At 39.6% G+C, this 18045-nt stretch carries 23 protein-coding genes; 13 read left to right on the forward strand and 10 right to left on the reverse strand.

What is annotated here, in order from left to right; translation table 11 throughout:
• The first annotated feature begins 114 nt into the window (after positions 1–114).
• Together FBD94_RS07605 and FBD94_RS07610 are read left to right on the forward strand one after the other, a co-directional pair.
• Entirely contained in the window at positions 115–492 is a 378-nt protein-coding gene (locus FBD94_RS07605; protein ID WP_136879755.1) for a DoxX family protein, read from the forward strand.
• Positions 493–504: 12 nt separating this feature from the next.
• Entirely contained in the window at positions 505–1128 is a 624-nt protein-coding gene (locus FBD94_RS07610) for an FMN-dependent NADH-azoreductase (RefSeq protein WP_136879756.1), read from the forward strand.
• 65 nt (positions 1129–1193) lie between these two features.
• Here FBD94_RS07610 and FBD94_RS07615 read toward each other — a convergent pair whose 3' ends face one another.
• The 6 genes from FBD94_RS07615 to FBD94_RS25890 all read right to left on the reverse strand — a co-directional run bounded on the left by FBD94_RS07615 (position 1194) and on the right by FBD94_RS25890 (position 5975).
• Complete coding sequence (locus FBD94_RS07615) at positions 1194–2408, reverse strand: epoxide hydrolase family protein (protein WP_136879757.1); 1215 nt, start codon at positions 2406–2408, stop codon at positions 1194–1196.
• 86 nt (positions 2409–2494) lie between these two features.
• Positions 2495–3727, reverse strand: a complete 1233-nt coding sequence (locus tag FBD94_RS07620; RefSeq protein ID WP_205945857.1) for an epoxide hydrolase family protein — start codon at positions 3725–3727, stop codon at positions 2495–2497.
• A gap of 11 nt (positions 3728–3738) precedes the next feature.
• The gene (locus FBD94_RS07625; protein WP_136879759.1) at positions 3739–4050 is read right to left on the reverse strand and encodes a hypothetical protein; all 312 of its coding nucleotides are present in this window, start codon (positions 4048–4050) and stop codon (positions 3739–3741) included.
• Between the two features lie 422 nt (positions 4051–4472).
• On the reverse strand, positions 4473–4745 hold the full coding sequence (locus FBD94_RS07630; protein ID WP_205945858.1) for a cupin domain-containing protein: 273 nt from the start codon (positions 4743–4745) through the stop codon (positions 4473–4475).
• Positions 4746–4933: 188 nt separating this feature from the next.
• Entirely contained in the window at positions 4934–5803 is an 870-nt protein-coding gene (locus FBD94_RS07635; RefSeq protein ID WP_136879760.1) for an ATP-grasp domain-containing protein, read from the reverse strand.
• Between the two features lie 22 nt (positions 5804–5825).
• Complete coding sequence (locus FBD94_RS25890; RefSeq protein WP_169472244.1) at positions 5826–5975, reverse strand: hypothetical protein; 150 nt, start codon at positions 5973–5975, stop codon at positions 5826–5828.
• A gap of 75 nt (positions 5976–6050) precedes the next feature.
• On the opposite strand from FBD94_RS25890, the gene FBD94_RS07640 reads away from it, so the two are divergent.
• From FBD94_RS07640 to FBD94_RS07655, 4 genes are read left to right on the forward strand one after another with little or no spacing between them, the layout of a single operon-like run.
• Positions 6051–6476 carry a DUF1801 domain-containing protein gene (locus FBD94_RS07640; RefSeq protein WP_136879761.1) on the forward strand — a complete coding sequence of 142 codons (426 nt, stop codon included), beginning with the start codon at positions 6051–6053 and terminating at the stop codon, positions 6474–6476.
• Between the two features lie 42 nt (positions 6477–6518).
• Positions 6519–6875 (forward strand): VOC family protein, encoded by a 357-nt coding sequence (locus FBD94_RS07645; protein ID WP_136879762.1) that lies wholly within the window; start codon positions 6519–6521, stop codon positions 6873–6875.
• A 20-nt stretch (positions 6876–6895) separates the two neighbouring features.
• Positions 6896–8125, forward strand: coding sequence for an exo-beta-N-acetylmuramidase NamZ family protein (locus FBD94_RS07650; protein ID WP_136879763.1), 1230 nt, complete (start codon positions 6896–6898; stop codon positions 8123–8125).
• A gap of 15 nt (positions 8126–8140) precedes the next feature.
• Positions 8141–8692 (forward strand): dihydrofolate reductase family protein, encoded by a 552-nt coding sequence (locus FBD94_RS07655; protein WP_136879764.1) that lies wholly within the window; start codon positions 8141–8143, stop codon positions 8690–8692.
• Between the two features lie 73 nt (positions 8693–8765).
• Here FBD94_RS07655 and FBD94_RS07660 read toward each other — a convergent pair whose 3' ends face one another.
• A complete protein-coding gene (locus FBD94_RS07660; RefSeq protein ID WP_136879765.1) occupies positions 8766–9284 on the reverse strand; it encodes a GNAT family N-acetyltransferase in 519 nt (172 codons plus the stop codon).
• A gap of 139 nt (positions 9285–9423) precedes the next feature.
• On the opposite strand from FBD94_RS07660, the gene FBD94_RS07665 reads away from it, so the two are divergent.
• From FBD94_RS07665 to FBD94_RS07680, 4 genes are all read left to right on the forward strand, one after another.
• The gene (locus FBD94_RS07665; protein ID WP_136879766.1) at positions 9424–10023 is read left to right on the forward strand and encodes a Crp/Fnr family transcriptional regulator; all 600 of its coding nucleotides are present in this window, start codon (positions 9424–9426) and stop codon (positions 10021–10023) included.
• Between the two features lie 60 nt (positions 10024–10083).
• A complete protein-coding gene (locus FBD94_RS07670; RefSeq protein ID WP_225874764.1) occupies positions 10084–10788 on the forward strand; it encodes an NADPH-dependent F420 reductase in 705 nt (234 codons plus the stop codon).
• A gap of 10 nt (positions 10789–10798) precedes the next feature.
• On the forward strand, positions 10799–11266 hold the full coding sequence (locus FBD94_RS07675; protein WP_131610471.1) for a nuclear transport factor 2 family protein: 468 nt from the start codon (positions 10799–10801) through the stop codon (positions 11264–11266).
• Between the two features lie 65 nt (positions 11267–11331).
• Positions 11332–11985: a hydrolase gene (locus FBD94_RS07680; protein WP_131610470.1), complete on the forward strand. Its 654-nt coding sequence runs from the start codon at positions 11332–11334 to the stop codon at positions 11983–11985.
• Positions 11986–12061: 76 nt separating this feature from the next.
• Here FBD94_RS07680 and FBD94_RS07685 read toward each other — a convergent pair whose 3' ends face one another.
• Positions 12062–12844 carry an alpha/beta hydrolase gene (locus FBD94_RS07685; RefSeq protein ID WP_136879767.1) on the reverse strand — a complete coding sequence of 261 codons (783 nt, stop codon included), beginning with the start codon at positions 12842–12844 and terminating at the stop codon, positions 12062–12064.
• Between the two features lie 74 nt (positions 12845–12918).
• Complete coding sequence (locus FBD94_RS07690) at positions 12919–13797, reverse strand: helix-turn-helix domain-containing protein (protein ID WP_136879768.1); 879 nt, start codon at positions 13795–13797, stop codon at positions 12919–12921.
• A 185-nt stretch (positions 13798–13982) separates the two neighbouring features.
• Here FBD94_RS07690 and FBD94_RS07695 point away from each other — a divergent pair, with 185 nt between their 5' ends.
• From FBD94_RS07695 to FBD94_RS07705, 3 genes are all read left to right on the forward strand, one after another.
• Positions 13983–15146: an adenylate/guanylate cyclase domain-containing protein gene (locus FBD94_RS07695; protein ID WP_136879769.1), complete on the forward strand. Its 1164-nt coding sequence runs from the start codon at positions 13983–13985 to the stop codon at positions 15144–15146.
• A gap of 30 nt (positions 15147–15176) precedes the next feature.
• Entirely contained in the window at positions 15177–16190 is a 1014-nt protein-coding gene (locus FBD94_RS07700) for an SDR family NAD(P)-dependent oxidoreductase (protein ID WP_136879770.1), read from the forward strand.
• 68 nt (positions 16191–16258) lie between these two features.
• Positions 16259–17092: a helix-turn-helix domain-containing protein gene (locus tag FBD94_RS07705; RefSeq protein WP_136879771.1), complete on the forward strand. Its 834-nt coding sequence runs from the start codon at positions 16259–16261 to the stop codon at positions 17090–17092.
• Here FBD94_RS07705 and budA read toward each other — a convergent pair.
• Positions 17089–17889: an acetolactate decarboxylase gene (budA, locus tag FBD94_RS07710; RefSeq protein ID WP_136879772.1), complete on the reverse strand. Its 801-nt coding sequence runs from the start codon at positions 17887–17889 to the stop codon at positions 17089–17091. The genes FBD94_RS07705 and budA overlap by 4 nt on opposite strands.
• Positions 17890–18045: the final 156 nt, after the last annotated feature.

The raw sequence follows: 18045 nt of genomic DNA on the forward strand, positions 1-18045 counted from the left end.
TTATTTCTTATTAACTAACCAAAAGGCAACTACTTACCTTTTGTATACTACTAACTTTTTGCAATCAAATATAAATACTTTTGCCTTATAAGTTTTATAATAATGGAAAAAGAAATGAAAACAATTAAGATCACTTATTACGTTACAACCGCCATCATTGCATTAATGATGACATATTCTGCCTATGCTTATTTAACGCAGGATGCCATGAAACAGGCCTTTCATCACCTGGGCTACCCGGATTATTTCAGAATTGAGCTGGCGGTGATAAAAATACTGGGTGTTATCGCGTTACTTGCGCCTATTCAGGGCAGGATAAAAGAATGGGCCTACGCTGGCTTTACGATTACTTTTGTGTCGGCATTTATTGCTCACACTTCTGCTGGCGATCCTGGTTCGATAGCCGCTGCTCCAGCTATCTTTTTTGTCTTACTAGCCGTGTCTTATATCACCTATCACAAATGGCAAAAAACGCAAAACCATAAAAAGTAAAAACATATCATCATGAAAAAAATATTGCACATCATTTCAAGTCCAAGATCCGGAGCTTCCTTTAGTATTAAATTAGGTAATGCCATTATCGAAAAAATTCAGACTGCTTATCCTGGCAGTACTGTAAAAGAAAAAAATCTGGTTACAGAAGTCTTCCCACATTTAGAAGAAGCACATCTGACTTCATTTTTTACTCCGGCAGAAAACCGTACACCTGAAAATTTAATTGCAATTCAGCACTCGGATCAAGCTATTGCTGAAATTATGAATGCCGATATTATTGTTATCGGTGCAGCGCTTTATAATTTTGGAATCCATTCCTCTTTAAAAGCCTGGATTGACCATATCGCTAGAGCTGGAATTACTTTTAGGTATGGCGAAAATGGTCCCGAAGGATTGGTTAAAGGTAAAAAAGTTTATATTGCTATGGCCTCTGGTGGTATTTACACAGAAGGCGCAATGCAAGCCTACGATTTTGTAGCGCCTTATTTAAAAACAGTTTTAAGCTTCTTGGGCATGACAGATATTTCGGTTTTTCGTGCAGAAGGGACAGCTATACCAGGTATACAAGATTTGGCTTTAGAAAAAGCAATTAATAGCGTCGCATTCCCAGAAGAAGAGCGTAGCTTAGCTTAATTCCTTTATCAATGTGATAATGAAAACCCCCGATTCACCTTCTGTGAATCGGGTTTTTTTTATAATTATCGTAATGATTTGAATCCTTCACGAAGATCTTCAACCAGGAGTTCGGGTTGTTCCCAGGCTGCAAAGTGCCCGCCCTTGTTATGTTTTTTGTAATAGATCATCTTAGGATATGCTTTCTCTGCCCAACTTTTTGGAGCTTGATAGAGCTCGTCAGGAAAAGCACTCACAACAACAGGGACTTTGACACCAAATGGAGCTACAAAAGGATACTTATTCTCCCAATAGAGACGGTACCCGGAAATCGCAGTGTTAGTTAACCAGCACAGTGTGATATTATCGAGAACATCATCCCGTGTGAGCCCTTCAGATTCCCCGGCAAATACACGTGAGATGAGTTCCAAACTCTTTTGGTCGTGGTCAAGAAACATAGTGGCGAGACCAACAGGCGAATCCGCCGTTGCTAGTAATGTTTGTGGCCGCGATCCCATAATGAAGGCATAGGAAACATACTTGTATGCAAAGCTCAATTGGTCGTACGCCTCTTTTTCCTCCCCAGAGAGCCCATCTGGTGCAGGTAATCCAGAAAAAGCCGCATTATTGACTTCAGGTGGAACTGTGCAAGGGAAATTTGTGGCCATACCCAGTAAATTATCGGGTGACTGGACGGCCATTACATCCGTGATCAGTCCACCCCAATCGCCACCCTGTGCTAAGAATTTATCGTATCCAAGACGTTTCATCAGTTCTACCCAGGCTTTCCCAATACGCTCAGGACCCCATCCGGTTTCAGCCGGTCTGCCTGAGAACCCGTATCCAGGGATTGAAGGGATTACCACATGAAAAGCATCCTCCGCTTTTCCACCATATGCTGTCGGATTAGTAAGCGGATCAATAATTTTCATTTGTTCAATAATCGAACCGGGCCACCCGTGTGTAATGAGTATTGGCAACGCATTTTCATGTTTTGAGCGAACGTGAATGAAATGGATGTCCAGTCCGTCAATTGTTGTGATGAAATTCGGATAAGAATTTATTTTTGCCTCAACCTTACGCCAATCATAATTATCGGCCCAATATTTAGCAAGGGCCTGTACTACAGCAAGCGGCACACCCTGAGAATTATCATTTACTGGTTCCTTTTCAGGCCACCTTGTAGCTAAAATGCGACGATGTAAGTCATCAAGATCGGCTTGTGGAGCGTGAAATTGGAAAGCGCGAATTGTTTCTGTGGATTCCATTGCCGGAGCAACAGCATTTTCATTGTTTTTCATTACTTTTAAAATTTAAGTGCTTTGTAAGAATTATTGTCTATTCCAACCTGCAACCAGGCACCGGATAGATTGAGCAGATTAAATTATTAGATTGCTTTTTTAATTTCCTTTCGTAGTGATTTAAAAGCTGCTCTGAGTTCCTCAATGAAGAGTTTAGGTTGCTCCCAGGCTGGAAAGTGGCCACCCTTTGGAACCTTGTTGTAGTAGATCAGGTTGAAATACGCCTTCTCTACCCAAGTCCTCGGTGCCGGATAAATTTCATCCGGATAGACACTCACGGCGACCGGTATGCTAACCCCTTTTGGAACGAAAAAGGAAAACTTATTTTCCCAGTAGATTCTGGCCGCAGAAACCGCCGTATTAGTCAACCAAAAGAGTGTGAAATTATCGAGAACATCGTCTCGTGAAAGTCCTTCTGACACTCCGGCAAACAAGCGTTCGATAAGCAACAGGCCACGCGGATCGAAGTCGACCATAAAGGCGACCATGCCGACAGGTGAATCCGCCAGTCCGACCAGTGTTTGCGGTCGTGACCTCATATAGTACGCATAATTAACGTTTTTGTATGTAAAGCTCAATCGCTCGTACGCTCCTTTTTCCTCAGCAGAGAGACCTGATGGTGTTGGTGCACCGGAAAATGCCGCCGTATCAAGGTCGGCCGGAACTGCGTTAGGCATATTGGTGTGGATGCCGAGCAACTTATCAGGTGATTCAGCAGCCATTATCTCAGTGATGATTGCACCCCAATCTCCACCCTGCGCAAAGAATTTATCATATCCAAGCCGATTCATCAGTGTCACCCAGGCACGTCCGATACGGTCGGGTCCCCACCCAGTAGTGGTCGGCTTTCCTGAAAATCCGAAACCTGGTAAAGAAGGAATAACCACATGAAAAGCGTCCTCCGCTTTCCCTCCATAGGCAGTGGGATTGGTAAGTGGATCGATGATCTTCAAATTGTGCATGATGGTGCCGGGCCAGCCGTGCGTAATAATCACTGGCAACGCATTTTCATGTTTCGATTTCACGTGTATGAAATGAATATCCAGCCCGTCAATTTCTGTAATAAATTGGGAATAAGAATTCAATTTTGCCTCAATCTTATGCCAATCGTAATTATTTGCCCAATAAGTGGCGATTGCCTCAATCGTAACTAGCGGCACACCCTGTGAATTATCAGTGACAGTTTCTTTTTCAGGAAACTTTGCCGCTAAAATACGGCGTTTCAAATCATCGAGATCAGCTTGTGCCGCCTGAAATTGAAACGGACGGATTATTTGTGTGGATTCAGTTGGATCAATATTGTCATTTGTGTTTTCCACTGTAATTATTTCTAGTCTATATTTCGGAGTGATTTGAACCCTTCTCGGAGATCATTAACTAGAAGTTCAGGTTGTTCCCAGGCAGCAAAATGCCCGCCATTGTTATGCTTTTTGTAATAGATCATCTTAGGATACGCTTTCTCTGCCCAACTTTTTGGAGCTTGATAGAGCTCGTCAGGAAAAGCACTCACGACAACAGGGATTTTGACACCAAATGGAGCTACAAAAGGATGTTTATTCTCCCAATAGGGACGATACCCGGAAATCGCAGTGTTAGTTAGTATACCGATTAGGCTGGGTCTATGTTTTTTAGCAGTTTCCATTTATTTAAATTTTTAAATAAATAATTATTTTAAATTCCCAATTAAAGAGGTTTTTATAATAGATGCTATATAAACAGGAAATACGGAATAGTCTAGGTAGACTATATTCTCAGAAAAGTGAACATTAGTAACGTGCAGATATAACCAATAAGTACTTAACTATCAATGGTTACCGATATTAAATATACGATTTATATTTTATAATCGGTAAATAATAATGTAGAATAATTGCAATAACAAGAAATTATTCTGCTACAAAAAAAACGACAATTATTTTAGAAAGAGATTTTGTAAATCACGTTTAATCGCTATATACACCGAACAAAAGTCATAATGTCTACATGCGCAAACCAGAAAACACAAGGCCCATTACAAAATCATAATGGGCCTTGTGTTTTCTGGCTATTGACCAATGGAGATATTCAAAGTTTTCGACAGATTAATGCGCTGGAAGCAGTTGCTCCATCCCAATGTTCTATATCTTCAGGGATATTTACTACATCTCCCTTTTTAATCGCCTGGGCCTGTTTACCTTTCTCCTGGTAAATTCCATTCCCTTCAATGACCAGTAAAACCTGACCACTGGGATGGGTATGCCAGTTCGTACGTGCTCCAGGTTCAAACATTACGCTACCTGCTGAAAAATTATTATTGTGATCCTTTGCTACCAGCGGAGTCAAAAAAGCATCGCCCACAAACCACTCCTTTGGAAGAGGCTGCCCTCTTGGAAAAATTTATGTTCTGTCCATTGTTGTTTCTGTTTTTGTATTGCAGGCGACGGTAAATATTGTAATAAAGAATACCGCCTGCATTAATTTATTAATATAACGTTATTTAAGGTTTTGCTTGAAAAATTGATGTTAGATCAAGTAGACCTCAAGATTTATGAAATCAAAGCCATCAATGCCCGGTAATAGTTTTCCAATAAATTGAAATCGCCATTAAGGAACAAATACGGTTCGATTAATTCCAATTCCATTAATTCAAATGAATCATTTATGACTACACCATCAACCCTTGCATAAAGCGTAGCTACTGGTAAGCTCTTTACGTATATTTCGGCCTGTTCTATATGCAAGGGATTAGGCGTAGGATAGCTGATACTGCCACCGTGATAATGTTGCACCCTAAAATCGCCTTGTTTAGGAGTCTTTAATGAACAATGGCTGTATTTGCCATTAAAAAACAGAAAGGACCACTCACCATTTTTAATTTCTTCTACAAAAGGTTGTACAATGTAATCTTCTACTTTTAAAAGTTGTCCAATTTCTTCTATACGTTTCTGATAATTATTTAGATCTACGGTTATCGTATTTTGTGCTCCTGCACTTACACAAGGTTTTACAACCAATTTATTTGTACCGAATAGGTCAAAGAAACGGTGATCCAAGGTAGCTCCTTTTGCAAGGTATTCGGTAGGAATTACAGGAAGTCCTTTATTGGCAATGTCTTTCAAATATTTTTTGTGGCTGTTCCATTTAATAATTTCCACAGGGTTTAATACTTTAACATTTAATTTTTCCAATTCATTCAACCAATTCAAAAACTCGGTTAAATGATTGTGATAGTCCCAAGGGGATTTAATGATAGCTACATTAAAGCTGTTCCAATCTACATTTTCATCATTCCAAATTGTAGGAACAACATTCAATCCTTTACCTGTCAAAAACCTGATAAGGTCTGCATCTTCATCATTGGCAATGCCCTGTGAAAACTTTTCCTGTTTATTGTAACTAACTATTGCTATTTTCATTCTTCTCTATTTTAGTTAAATCTTATTTAGCAAATTTCTTTGTTCCTGCCACACACATAATTACCCCAACTGTAACAACCACCATACCAATGATTGCAGTTCCGCCCTGTGCCAATCCTTTATACCAAATTTCACCTACTCTATGCAAGGTAACTATGCAAATTGGTGGCATAACAACCAAGCATGAAATTGCTGGCAAAAAACAGTTATGTTTACTATATTGTTATGAGTTAAAACCATTAGCAACATGACCATTAAAACCACCCAAACAGAGACCAGCGTCGAAGATTTCATCAATGACTTTGCAGCAACGCCGCAGAAAAAGCAAGACGGCTTCGAACTATTGAAATTGATGAAAGAACATACAGGTTATGATCCTAAAATGTGGGGGGCATCGATAATCGGTTTCGGCTTATATCATTATAAATCAGACAGGAGCAAACAGGAAGGAGATTGGCCTTTGGTCGGATTTTCACCTCGAAAAGCGGCTATATCTTTGTATGTTTATAGTGCTGCCCCAGGTCAAGAAGAACTGCTTAAGCGATTGGGAAAGTTCACCATGGGAAAAGGTTGCATTTATGTAAAAAAACTGGAGGACATTAACACCGATGTACTTAAAGAAATGATCAGCGGAACAATTGATTTCCTTGAGGCAAAATGGGGTAAGCAATGAGCTGGCAAATAGCTAAAAAGACGAACATAAATAGATTCAATTATGGCGCTTAAACAGATTCTTCCGAAAGTATTTTATTCTGATATCAATGTAGGCCTAAAATTTTTCATTGACGGTATGGGATTTACCCTCGGGTATCATGACGATTCCTTATACATTGTCAATCGGGATGACATCACTTTTCTATTGGTAGATAGTAAAGAATTTGCAGAAGGAGATCGTCCTGAAATCAGAATAGCGACCGATAATATTGAAGCCATCTACCAGGAGATCAAAGACCGCGCACCAGAAATCTTACATCCCAATTCCAAAGTAGTGAGCCATAAACCCTGGGGGCTTAAGGAATTTGCTACTCTTGATCCAACTACGGTTTGCATTATATTTCAGCAGCCCGTATAACCCTTATTAACCCTCTAAAAATGATGAGATTTATTTCAAAACTTTTTTTAGCGCTTCTGGTGATCAGTAATGTTAAATGTACCGCGCAAACTGCATCCTCAAACCACAATAAATCCAATAAGCCAGGAATTATTACAGGCGCCGACCAGACTGAAAAATATTTGCCTTATCTAAAAGGAAAACGAATTGGCCTGGTTGCAAATCAGAGTTCTATTATCGGCAAAAAAAGCAGCGTGGACAGTTTATTGCGCCTTGGAATTAAAATAGTAAAAGTGTTTGGACCTGAGCATGGTTTTAGAGGCAATGCCAGTAATGGAGCCGTTGTAGGTAATGAAAAAGATGCCAAAACTGGCATTCCAATCATCTCTTTATATGGCAAAAACGAAAAACCAACAAAAGAACAGCTGGCAGATATCGACCTGATGGTCTTTGATATTCAGGATGTGGGCTGTCGCTACTATACCAATATCAATACGCTTGAGTATGTGATGGATGCTTGTGCAGAAAACAATAAAGAACTGCTAATTCTTGACAGGCCTAATCCTAACGGATATGTAGTAGACGGACCGGTAATGACTGATGATAAATATAAATCTGCCATAGGGATCCATTATACACCCATGACACACGGCATGACGATCGCTGAATTTGCACAATACCTTAACGGTGAAGGATATTTGAAAAAACAATGCAAAATAAATATTATAAAAGTTGCCAATTACAATCATGACTTGCCTTATGTATTACCGATAAATCCTTCACCGAATCTAAATACACAACAAGCTGTAATGCTTTTCCCGAGCTTATGTATGTTTGAAGGAACAGCTATCAATGAAGGTCGGGGAACTCATATGCCATTTACGATATTGGGAGCACCCGCATTGAAAGGCAAATATTCATTCTCCTACAAACCAATAAGTATTCCGGGAATGAGTGAGCGACCAAATCACAAAGACGCTGTTTGTTATGGTCTTGACCTTCGCAATTATGATATTAACAAGCTTCGAAAGAGTCGCCAAATTGATCTATCATGGTTAATTGAATTGTACAATGCCTATCCGGATAAAGCTAAGTTCTTTACCCCTGGAAGAGCGAACCAAGATATATCAGCTTTCGATCTGCGCATAGGTACCGATCAATTAAGAAAACAAATCATAGCAGGAGTATCGGAAGCCGACATCAGAAAAAGCTGGGAACCTGGATTGCAAAAATTTAAGGCTATACGCGCCAAGTATCTCCTATATCCGTAATTAAAAACTATTCAAATGAGAAAGGTTATCTATGGAATTAATCTGACTACAGATGGCTGCTGCGACCATACCAAAGGAAATGGTACAGCAGATATTCATGAATATTTTACAGCGCTCATGAAGGACGTTGATCTGATCGTCTACGGCCGCAAAACCTATGAACTGATGGTCCCCTATTGGCCTGATGTAGCTAAAAGCCAGTCCGGGACAAAATTAGAGAATGAATTTGCAGAAACATTCGATGCGATCGACAAAATTGTTTTTTCCAAATCATTAGACAGTGCTGATGGGAATACAAGGATTATTCGTGAGAACCTTGCAGAGGAATTTTTAAAACTGAAACAGCAAACAGGTAAGAAAATTTCAATTGGTGGTGTAGACCTGCCTTCGCAATTAATAGCACTTGACTTGGTTGATGAATTTCACTTTGTCATTCATCCTGTCATTGCTGGCGAAGGAAGACGACTGTTAGCTGATACCCAACTTCGGGATCGGTTAAACTTGAAACTAGTAGAGTCGAAAGTGCTTGAATCAGGAGCTGTAGCACTACATTACTTGAAACAGTAAAAAAAACTGAGACAGGAGCGCCTGAATCACTATTCAGGAAAACCAATAGCAGCCATCTGTCATGGCCCGCCATTTATAACACTTTCTTCATCATAATATCAAGCTGTTCATCGTCGCCCATCTTAAATATATGCTTGTCAAAAGCAATAAACCCATTCTTTTCATAGAACCTTATTGCACGTGGATTTTTTTCCCAAACACCCAACCATAAATAGGAATTATGATATTGCTGAGCTACCTCTAAAGCTTTTTCATAAAGGAGCTGACCAACTTTTTTACCATGATGGCTACTTTTTACATAAATCCGCTCGATTTCCAAAGCCTTTTCATCCAGCTGCTCCGTCTGTGCGATTCCAGTATTTACCTTTAGGTAGCCAACAGGACTTTCATCTTCCCAGGCAATATAAAACAACGAATCTGGATTACTCACCTCAACAGTCACTTTATCGGCATTAAAACTATCTTCAAGGTACTTATTCATGTCATCCTCAGTATTGCTTTCGGCAAATGTTTCAAAAAAAGTTTCTCTACCGATTTGCTGAAGGGTACTTAAATCGTCTATTGTAGCTTTTCTAACCTGTATGTATTCCATTATCCAATCTATTTTGGTTTTGCCAAAGTTACTCAATTACCTCCCGAACCATCTACAATAAAGAATTTACAATTTGATAATTATTATGCATTTCTTATTTTTATTAGAATTAAAAAAACTGCTTATCAATCACCATCTTATGTACGAACAACTCAGAGCATACATTAACAATGGTACTTCTTCCATCATTTCCGATGAAGAATTTAAACTGGTAGAACAAGCTTTTACTCCCAAGACAGTTAAGAAAAAACAGTTTCTGCTTCACGAAGGAATGGTTTGTAAATACATGTCTTTTATTGTTAAGGGAACCATGCGTCAATATACTATTGATCAGAAGGGCAATGAACATATTGTTCGTTTTGGCATAGAAAACTGGTGGATCAGTGACCGGGACAGTTTTATCAATCTTACCCCCACCAAATATTGCATTGATGCATTGGAAGATACCGAGTTGCTTGTTACTACTAATGAAAAGCTAATTAACCTCCGTGCTACTTCTGTACATTTCAATAAAATGTGCCAGAATCTTGATGAAAAACACTTTAGTGCCTCTCAGGAAAGAATTCAGGCGATGATCAGTTACACAGCAGAAGAAAGATTTCTGCATCTAATGAATACTTATCCTGTTTTTATCCAGCGAATACCTCAGGCGATGCTAGCCTCTTATCTAGGCATTACTCCTGAAACGCTCAGCAGGATCCGTAAACAGGTTACCCTGCAAAACAAATCATCACGCTAGCTCGGCTTGATAATTATCATCCGTATTCCCTGCCAAATATCAACAGCTTAGCAAGCTCGCTTGACAAATATCAAGCAGATTTCATGTTATATATCATCTGTCCCCAGGCTGAGTAGATCTAACTTTACTCAAACAAAACGACATATAAAATTAAATATCATGAAACAGACATTTGGAATAATTGGTTCAGGAAACATAGGCAAAGCGGTTGCCGGACATTTGTTAAAAGCGGGCTACCAGGTGACACTAAGCAATCATACCGGAGCCGAATCACTCTCCGCGACTATTGCAGAGCTAGGTGCAGGGGCTAAAGCAGGAACCACTGCCGAAGCAGCCCAGGCTGATATTGTTGTCCTGGCTCTTCCTTGGTCAGAAGTCCCTTCACTAACAACTTTAAGAGACTGGACCAACCGCATCGTCATCGATGCAACCAATCACTTTATTACTTATTACCCAGACTTCGAGGTAGCTGATCTTGACGGAAAGGCTTCCAGTGAAATAGTTGCCCAATGGCTGCCGGCTGCGCGAATTGTGAAAGCTTTCAATACACTTTTCTTTAAAATCCTGGCTGCTGATCCTAAAGTGGCTAATGGAAATCGTGTCCTATTTGTTTCCGGAGACGAACCAATGGCAAAAAAAGAGGTAGCTGAAGTTATAAAAGATCTAGGATTTGCCGTGATAGATCTGGGCTCACTTGCCTATGGCAGTAAACTTCAGCAGGCTAAGGGCGCTGTTGCAACATTGAATCTGATCCAAATCAGTTAAATGTATAGCCATGAACACGCTAAAATTAAAGTTAACCATCCTATTCAGCACAGCTTGTTTTTTACAGGCAGTTAATGCACAAAAAATGAGAGATCTCAAACAGGAAGAAGCAAATAAGAAATTTGTTACAGAATTTTTCTACACCTTTTATAATGAGAAAAACATGGATAAGGCCAGAACAATGATGCTTCCAGACATGATCAATCACCATCCCCATTCGGGAAAAGGAGCTGAGGAGACCATCGCAGCGGTTAACAAATTCCTGTTTGGAAAGTTCCCGGAATTTACTGTAAGTATAAAACGGATCGCAGCCGAAGGCGATCTTGTCTGGATTCAATGCTACACTCAAGATACCCCTAAAGACCATGGTAAAATGTCCATGGATATATTCAGGGTAAAAAATGGGAAAATAGCCGAGCACTGGGACATTATACAGGAAATCCCGCTCACCGTCGATCCTTCATCAATGTTCAACTGAACCGGTTTCAATAAGACACTCATCTTATCAATTAAAACTTAAAATCTTTTATAAACTTCAAAAAAATGGAAAATTCGAACATTAAAACAGGCCTCGGTGCCTTGTTAACACCAAACAATTGTGCACTGATTTTAATTGACCATCAACCATTCCAGTTTGCCGGACTGCGCAGCCACGACACACAAACCATAATTAACAACGTTGTCGGACTCACCAAAGCTGCCAGGGCTTTTAACGTCCCTACCCTTTTCACCACTGTAGTTGAGCAAAGAGGTGGCTATCTACTAAAACAACTTCAGGATATTTTTCCAGATCAGAAGCCAATTGACCGTACATTTATCAATACCTGGGAAGATACCCGTGTTACAGACTGGGTAAAATCCACCGGCAAGAAAAAAATAGTAATGGCAGCCTTATGGACAGAGATCTGTCTGGCCATGCCAGTTATACAGGCCCTTGGCGAAGGTTATGAAGTCTACATCGTAACAGATGCATCAGGCGGAGTAAGCCTGGAAGCACATGAAATGGCCGTCATGCGTATGGTTCAGGCCGGTGCAGTACCGATTACATGGACTGTGTTCGGATCAGAATTGCAACGTGATTGGGCACGTACAGAAACGGTTCCGGCAGTCTCGGAAATGATTTTTGACTATATGGGAAATGTAGGTACCAGCCTCAGATGGGAGTTACAATTGCTGCAGACTCCGCCAACATCATAAAAGATACCATTTCATGCAAAAAGGTGTTCACCAAACTTGGTAAACACCTTTTTTAAGCCCCTAAGATTCGGTACAATTATTTTCCCTGAGCAGCCTGCATCACAACAGCCGCTACTTTTTCAGGCTGGGACATGAATATCACATGGCTCCCTTTAACATCGGTAACTTTGGTATTAGAGCGTTTGTACATCGCACGCTGAATTTCAGGAGCAATACTTTTATCTTCAGTGGCAACCAAGGCATAGGTTGGTTTATCTCTCCAGGCGGCATGAGTGATAGGTGTTACGAAACCTTTAGCATAGAATGCACCCTGAGAAGCATACATAAAATCTGATTCTTCCTTGCTGATATCCGCACAGAACCCAGCATGATATTTAGCCTTGTCATAATAAACTATTCCCTTATCATCAGGAGGAAGAACCCCATTCTCTGCTGCCGGTGGAGCTGTCTGAAGCCATTGCAAAGCAGATTCACCATTATCTGGCTGGAATGCTGCGATGTAGACAAGAGCGGCTACTTTAGGGTGATTTCCTGCTTCTGTAATTACTGCGCCGCCCCAGGAATGTCCGACCAATATTGCAGGCCCGTCCTGTTTGTCTAAAGCTACTTGAGTTGCCTTTACATCATCTTCCAGAGAAGTCAATGGATTTTGTACAACAGTTACATGATATCCTTTTTTGGTAAGCACGGAATATAGTGCCTTGTATCCTGAACCATCAGCAAAAGCGCCGTGCACCAATACTACATTTTTAACCGATTGTGCATTTGCCACATTCACCTGGCCTGCAATTGTAGTCAATACTAATGTTGTAGCTAAAACGCCACCTTTGATTTTGTTTTTTAGATTTAGAGTTTTCATTTTCTTTGCCGTTGATATTTTGTTTGAGTCAACGATACAAAGATGGCCCGAAACAGAGCCTCGAATAATAGAGATTATTCCCCCGATATTGTAATTTCTTCCCTTTTTTCAGTTTCCTTTTTATTTCTGTAGCCGATGGGCGAAAAGGAAGTGTGTTTTTTGAAGAAATTGCAGAAATAGGCCGGATCTTCAAAGCCCAAATCATAAGTTATTTCCTTAGCAGACTTGTCGGTATAGTACAAGAGTCTCTTGGCTTCAATAATGATCCGCTCCTGGATCAGCTGGATCGGAGTTTTCTGGTCAAATAAGGCAAATAAATTGGAAAGTGTCTTTGGAGATTTGTTGAGTTTCTGTGCATAAAAATTCACCGAATGCTCATTGTGAAAATTTCCCTCTACCAATAAATTGAATTTACGGATGATATTGAACCGCTCGTTCTGTTGCCGCATGTCAGGTATATATTCAGATTTGGCCAATTGGGTCACGGTAATGATTAACCTCTTCAACAGCATCACCAGCATATCATTTTGCATATGATCTGATGTATTCAATTCAGAAACAAACATATTGAGCAACAATAATAGCTTCTGCTGTGAAGCCTCATCTAGGTTAATAAAAAGATTGGTACCAATCCCAAATAAAAATCCAACACAACTCACTTCCGAGTCATGATCAATAATGCAGTAGAATTCCCGGTTAAACTGCCAGGCTGTTAAATCCGAACTCCGCTCAAAGGAAAAGGATTGATTAAACATGAGTGGTAATATAGTCTGCTGAGGAAAATCAAATTGTTCCCCATCAATGGTAATCCTTTGCTGATCACCACGATTCCATACAATTGTGAAATATTTATTGGTGCCATCCCTGCCATAAAAAAAATGATCAAAATGCTGTTCATCATTCAGAAGCAGAAGATGACCGCCGGAATTTGCATCTGTAAGCAATAGTTTCATTTTTCAGCGAATCACAATCAAAGTCAACATCTAAATTTATGCAATTATTTCAATTAAAAATCGATGAAACACAATTGCCTTAAACATCAGAAAGTATGGAAAATTAACATCTATCTGAAATATGAATAGATTACATTATCTTGTATAGATATTCGAAAATTTAGTTTAACTAAAAACTGAATAAGATGTCCAAAAAATGGGATTACACAAGTACTGCACAGAAATTCTCCGCTAAGTTTCCGGTTCTAAGTTATTTGGGAATACAAATCAATTTCTGGATTATAGCCAGTATTTTTCTGAGTATCCTCCTACATTTACAAGCCCTTTCCATAAGCGAAACTTCCCAACTCAGCTCCCCTACCAGATTTGACAACACCTTAGCATTGTCTATAATGTTTGGATTCTTTTATGGTATCATACTTGGCTTAACCGACCAATACCTCGATAAGAATCTTCACGAAAAGCACTCTATGGGTAGAATAATTCTAGTCAAATCTACCATCTCCCTCATTCTTATTGTACTTACATTGATTTTGATCCGGTATACCTTCCTTGATTTTTTTATTACTACCTCAAACTTTGGAGACAACCTGAAGGCAAACGACAAATCATGGAAATACCTTTTTTATATTCTGGCGATCTACTATTTCGTTATGACACTGATCATAAGCTTTATCAACCAGGTAAACAGAAAATATGGCCCGGGTGTTTTAGTCCCCTTGTTACTTGGAAAGTATAAATACCCACAGGAAGAGGAACGGATTTTTATGTTTATGGATTTAAAATCCTCCACAACTATTGCAGAAAAGCTGGGGCACATAAAGTACAGTTCATTTATCAGAGATAGTTTCATGGACATCAACCAAATTCTTTTGCGATTTAATGCAGAGGTTTACCAATATGTGGGGGATGAAATTGTGGTAACCTGGAGGGTACCTGATGGACTGAGAGACCTCTCTTGTATTCGATTTTTCTTTGGTTGTGAAAAGCAGTTTCAAGACAGAGCCAATTACTACATGACAAACTATGGTTTATTACCCCACTTTAAAGCAGGACTCCACATGGGAAAAGTTACTGCCGTAGAAATCGGAGATATCAAAAGGGATATTGCCTATCATGGCGACACTTTGAATACTGCTGCAAGGATTCAAAGCGTCTGTAATGAACACCATAAAAACTTTCTTATTTCAGCATACTTGTTGGAGTCCTTAGCACCAAACCATAACATCAAAACAGAAAATATCGGTATGATCTTGTTAAAGGGTAAATCAACAAAGGTGGGGATTCTCAGTGTAGAAGGTATTCAACCTGACACGCTCAACAAAACCCACGACTCCACATCCACCTAAATTTGTTCTATACATTTAATCAAAAACAAAATGGAAAGGAACAATTATCAAGGTGCGTTACAACATCCAATAGGATCAGGATTTAATGTCGCCTCAACAGCAACAGAAGTTATCAAAGGCATTAACCTGACCGGAAAAATCGCAATCGTAACAGGTGGAAATGCAGGCATCGGTCTGGAGACTACTAGAGTGCTTGCAGCAGCAGGCGCAACTGTGATCGTACCGGCAAGGGATATTGAAAAAGCAAAGAAAAATTTAGATGGCATTCCAAATGTAGAAATTGAGGCAATGGATCTGACCCGGCCTGAAACTATTGATGCATTTACTGGAAAATTCATTGATTCAGGCAGACCACTACATCTGCTGATCAATAATGCCGGTATCATGTGGGTTCCATTACAAAGAGATAGCCGTGGGATCGAATCACAACTGGCTACCAATTATTTGGGACAGTATCAGCTTGTAGCAAGGTTGTGGCCTGCACTTAAAAAAGCCAATGGTGCAAGAGTCGTTAATGTATCTTCTTATGGTCACCAAATGGCCCCCTTCGATTTCGAAGACCCCAATTTCGAGCATAGGGAATACCAAACACTTTTGGGATATGGACAGTCAAAAACAGCCAGTAACCTGTTTGCCCTCGAACTGGATAATCGTGCCAAATCATTTAACGTAAGAGCGTACTCCTTACATCCGGGCTCAATCGCCGGTACGGAACTGGCCAGAGATGCGGATATGGAACTGTTCAAACAAATGGGTTTCTTTGATGAGCATGGCCATATGCGTCCGGAAATCCTTGCAAGTCTGAAAACTATTCCTCAGGGTGCTGCGACTACAGTATGGTGTGCGACCAGTCCACTGCTCAATAATATCGGCGGAGTGTATTGTGAAGATGGAGATGTTGCTGAATTAGACCTTGGAAATTTTGAACAGGACAATGGACTGGGAACACGAGGCGTACAACCCTACTCGCTAAATGAAAATAATGCTAAAAAACTCTGGGATCTAAGCGAGGAAATGACCGGTATTGTATTCGAGGTTAATTAGAATAAAGCAGGTGCAATCCATCTAAAAAAATAATATCAATCTTAAAAGAAATAAATAACTTTATTGCAATGGAGCATATATCCAAATACTTAACGAAAGACATCAAGCTTTCAAGCTATGAAGATAAACTGTTCAAATCAGATCTGATGTTTGATGATCATATGCTGGTTTGGTTCATCTCCGGTGAAACAAAAATTATACAGGCGGATGCCACTTTTCATTTTAAAACCGGTGATATTTTCCTAATTCCAAGGAATCAACCGGCAACGATCATCAATTATCCCAAAAATGGTTTACCCCATAAAACAGTGGTTATGCACTTAACTACTGAACGCTTAAGGAAGTTTTATGAGAAAATTGATGTAAGGAAAAAAATACAGCCTGAACAAAAAATATATAGTTTCCATAATCATCCCCTTTTGGAAAGCTGCCTGACTTCCCTTATACCCTATTTTAATGTAGAAGGAGAATTCCCGGAAAGCCTTGCCTCGTTAAAAATTGACGAGGCAATCAATATTTTACGGATAATTGACCCCGGAGTTGATCGTGTACTAGCAAACTTTGATGCTCCCGGCAAGATTGATTTAGTCAATTTTATGCAGCGAAATTTTATGTTCAATATGTCATTGGAAAAACTAGGCTACTTAACCGGGCGCAGTCTATCAACGTTTAACAGGGATTTTAAGAAACTTTTCAATACTACCCCTCAAAAATGGCTGATTGATAAAAGACTTGAACTAGCCTACTATCATTTAGCTGAAAAAAGGAAAAAGCCAACAGAGGTTTACCTTGAAGTAGGCTTTGAGGACCTTTCCCATTTTTCTTTTGTTTTCAAAAAGAAATATGGGGTATCGCCAAATCGCCTTCCGTCGAATCTACTGATATATGCAAAAAGCCTTTAATTAGACTTTCCGTTTTCAACCTGTCGAACTTCCTCACGGCGGTCTTTTTTGAAATCAAAACTATTGAATTCTTTGGTTTGCGGAATGTCCACCGTAAAGCTATCCAACTCATCAATCTCAATAGTAACATTTCCTGTCAGGAGATCGATAATATGACCTCCCCCTTTTTTATCATCTGATAAGAAGTGAAAATGATACCCGGTAATATTGGGTCCTTCCATGTATGCTGGAATACGGTATCCAACTAAATCTCCACTAATATGACTAAAGTTAAAAAACTGTTGTAAAGATAATAGCTGTGCTAAAGGCGCGTAGGGTTTATTCGTAACCGGAGGAAAGGCTCTGGTTTTTATACTATTAAATACACCTTTGATGCGAATGGCATATATTCCATTTTGGTTAGGCATTACACTATCCAAATAAGCATAAAACTGCATCTTATCCATAGGAACAGAGGCCTTTAGAACCTTGTCTGCATGAAAAAAATTAACCACCGAAAATGGTGTACTACCAGTATCAGGTATCTCGAAAGTTTTACCATTGGATTGTGTCTGATATATTTTCCCATGGAGAATGAGCAGCTCTCCATCTAGCTTATCAGGAGCACCCAAGCCAAAATCACCATGTTTCATTAATTTGTTGTAGGGAGCAAATGCATCATACAATCCCCCGATAAAAGCGCCAGCGTGGCCGGCTGTATATAACGTATTATTTTTACGATCAGATTTTAGCTGAGCATTTGCAGTCCAGCTACCCAAGCAAACAAAACCTACCAGACAGTAATATATCTTATTCATTATTTAAACATATTTCCTTAAATATAAAATAAATAACTACTAATTTCTTTAAATAGGATTTGTCTCGCGCTAACTCAAGCTTTTTTTTATTAATTTGGCTCTGATTAAAGGCTAAAAATAAAACTCGAATGAGCCGATTCTTTTTTCGTGTTCATC

The sequence above is a fragment of the Pedobacter hiemivivus genome, from assembly GCF_005144565.1.
GTDB classification, from domain to species: Bacteria; Bacteroidota; Bacteroidia; order Sphingobacteriales; family Sphingobacteriaceae; genus Pedobacter; species Pedobacter hiemivivus.

What these genes read in the sequence shown, in the direction of transcription:
- FBD94_RS07665 (WP_136879766.1), top strand. Translation starts at nt 9,424, where the DNA reads ATGTACGAACAACTCAGAGCATACATTAACAATGGTACTTCTTCCATC.
- FBD94_RS07685 (WP_136879767.1), bottom strand. Translation starts at nt 12,844, where the DNA reads ATGAAAACTCTAAATCTAAAAAACAAAATCAAAGGTGGCGTTTTAGCT.
- FBD94_RS07700 (WP_136879770.1), top strand. Translation starts at nt 15,177, where the DNA reads ATGGAAAGGAACAATTATCAAGGTGCGTTACAACATCCAATAGGATCA.
- budA (WP_136879772.1), bottom strand. Translation starts at nt 17,889, where the DNA reads ATGAATAAGATATATTACTGTCTGGTAGGTTTTGTTTGCTTGGGTAGC.
- FBD94_RS07610 (WP_136879756.1), top strand. Translation starts at nt 505, where the DNA reads ATGAAAAAAATATTGCACATCATTTCAAGTCCAAGATCCGGAGCTTCC.
- FBD94_RS07680 (WP_131610470.1), top strand. Translation starts at nt 11,332, where the DNA reads ATGGAAAATTCGAACATTAAAACAGGCCTCGGTGCCTTGTTAACACCA.
- FBD94_RS25890 (WP_169472244.1), bottom strand. Translation starts at nt 5,975, where the DNA reads ATGCCACCAATTTGCATAGTTACCTTGCATAGAGTAGGTGAAATTTGG.
- FBD94_RS07615 (WP_136879757.1), bottom strand. Translation starts at nt 2,408, where the DNA reads ATGAAAAACAATGAAAATGCTGTTGCTCCGGCAATGGAATCCACAGAA.
- FBD94_RS07605 (WP_136879755.1), top strand. Translation starts at nt 115, where the DNA reads ATGAAAACAATTAAGATCACTTATTACGTTACAACCGCCATCATTGCA.
- FBD94_RS07640 (WP_136879761.1), top strand. Translation starts at nt 6,051, where the DNA reads ATGACCATTAAAACCACCCAAACAGAGACCAGCGTCGAAGATTTCATC.
- FBD94_RS07645 (WP_136879762.1), top strand. Translation starts at nt 6,519, where the DNA reads ATGGCGCTTAAACAGATTCTTCCGAAAGTATTTTATTCTGATATCAAT.
- FBD94_RS07635 (WP_136879760.1), bottom strand. Translation starts at nt 5,803, where the DNA reads ATGAAAATAGCAATAGTTAGTTACAATAAACAGGAAAAGTTTTCACAG.
- FBD94_RS07695 (WP_136879769.1), top strand. Translation starts at nt 13,983, where the DNA reads ATGTCCAAAAAATGGGATTACACAAGTACTGCACAGAAATTCTCCGCT.
- FBD94_RS07655 (WP_136879764.1), top strand. Translation starts at nt 8,141, where the DNA reads ATGAGAAAGGTTATCTATGGAATTAATCTGACTACAGATGGCTGCTGC.
- FBD94_RS07625 (WP_136879759.1), bottom strand. Translation starts at nt 4,050, where the DNA reads ATGGAAACTGCTAAAAAACATAGACCCAGCCTAATCGGTATACTAACT.
- FBD94_RS07690 (WP_136879768.1), bottom strand. Translation starts at nt 13,797, where the DNA reads ATGAAACTATTGCTTACAGATGCAAATTCCGGCGGTCATCTTCTGCTT.
- FBD94_RS07705 (WP_136879771.1), top strand. Translation starts at nt 16,259, where the DNA reads ATGGAGCATATATCCAAATACTTAACGAAAGACATCAAGCTTTCAAGC.
- FBD94_RS07675 (WP_131610471.1), top strand. Translation starts at nt 10,799, where the DNA reads ATGAACACGCTAAAATTAAAGTTAACCATCCTATTCAGCACAGCTTGT.
- FBD94_RS07660 (WP_136879765.1), bottom strand. Translation starts at nt 9,284, where the DNA reads ATGGAATACATACAGGTTAGAAAAGCTACAATAGACGATTTAAGTACC.
- FBD94_RS07650 (WP_136879763.1), top strand. Translation starts at nt 6,896, where the DNA reads ATGATGAGATTTATTTCAAAACTTTTTTTAGCGCTTCTGGTGATCAGT.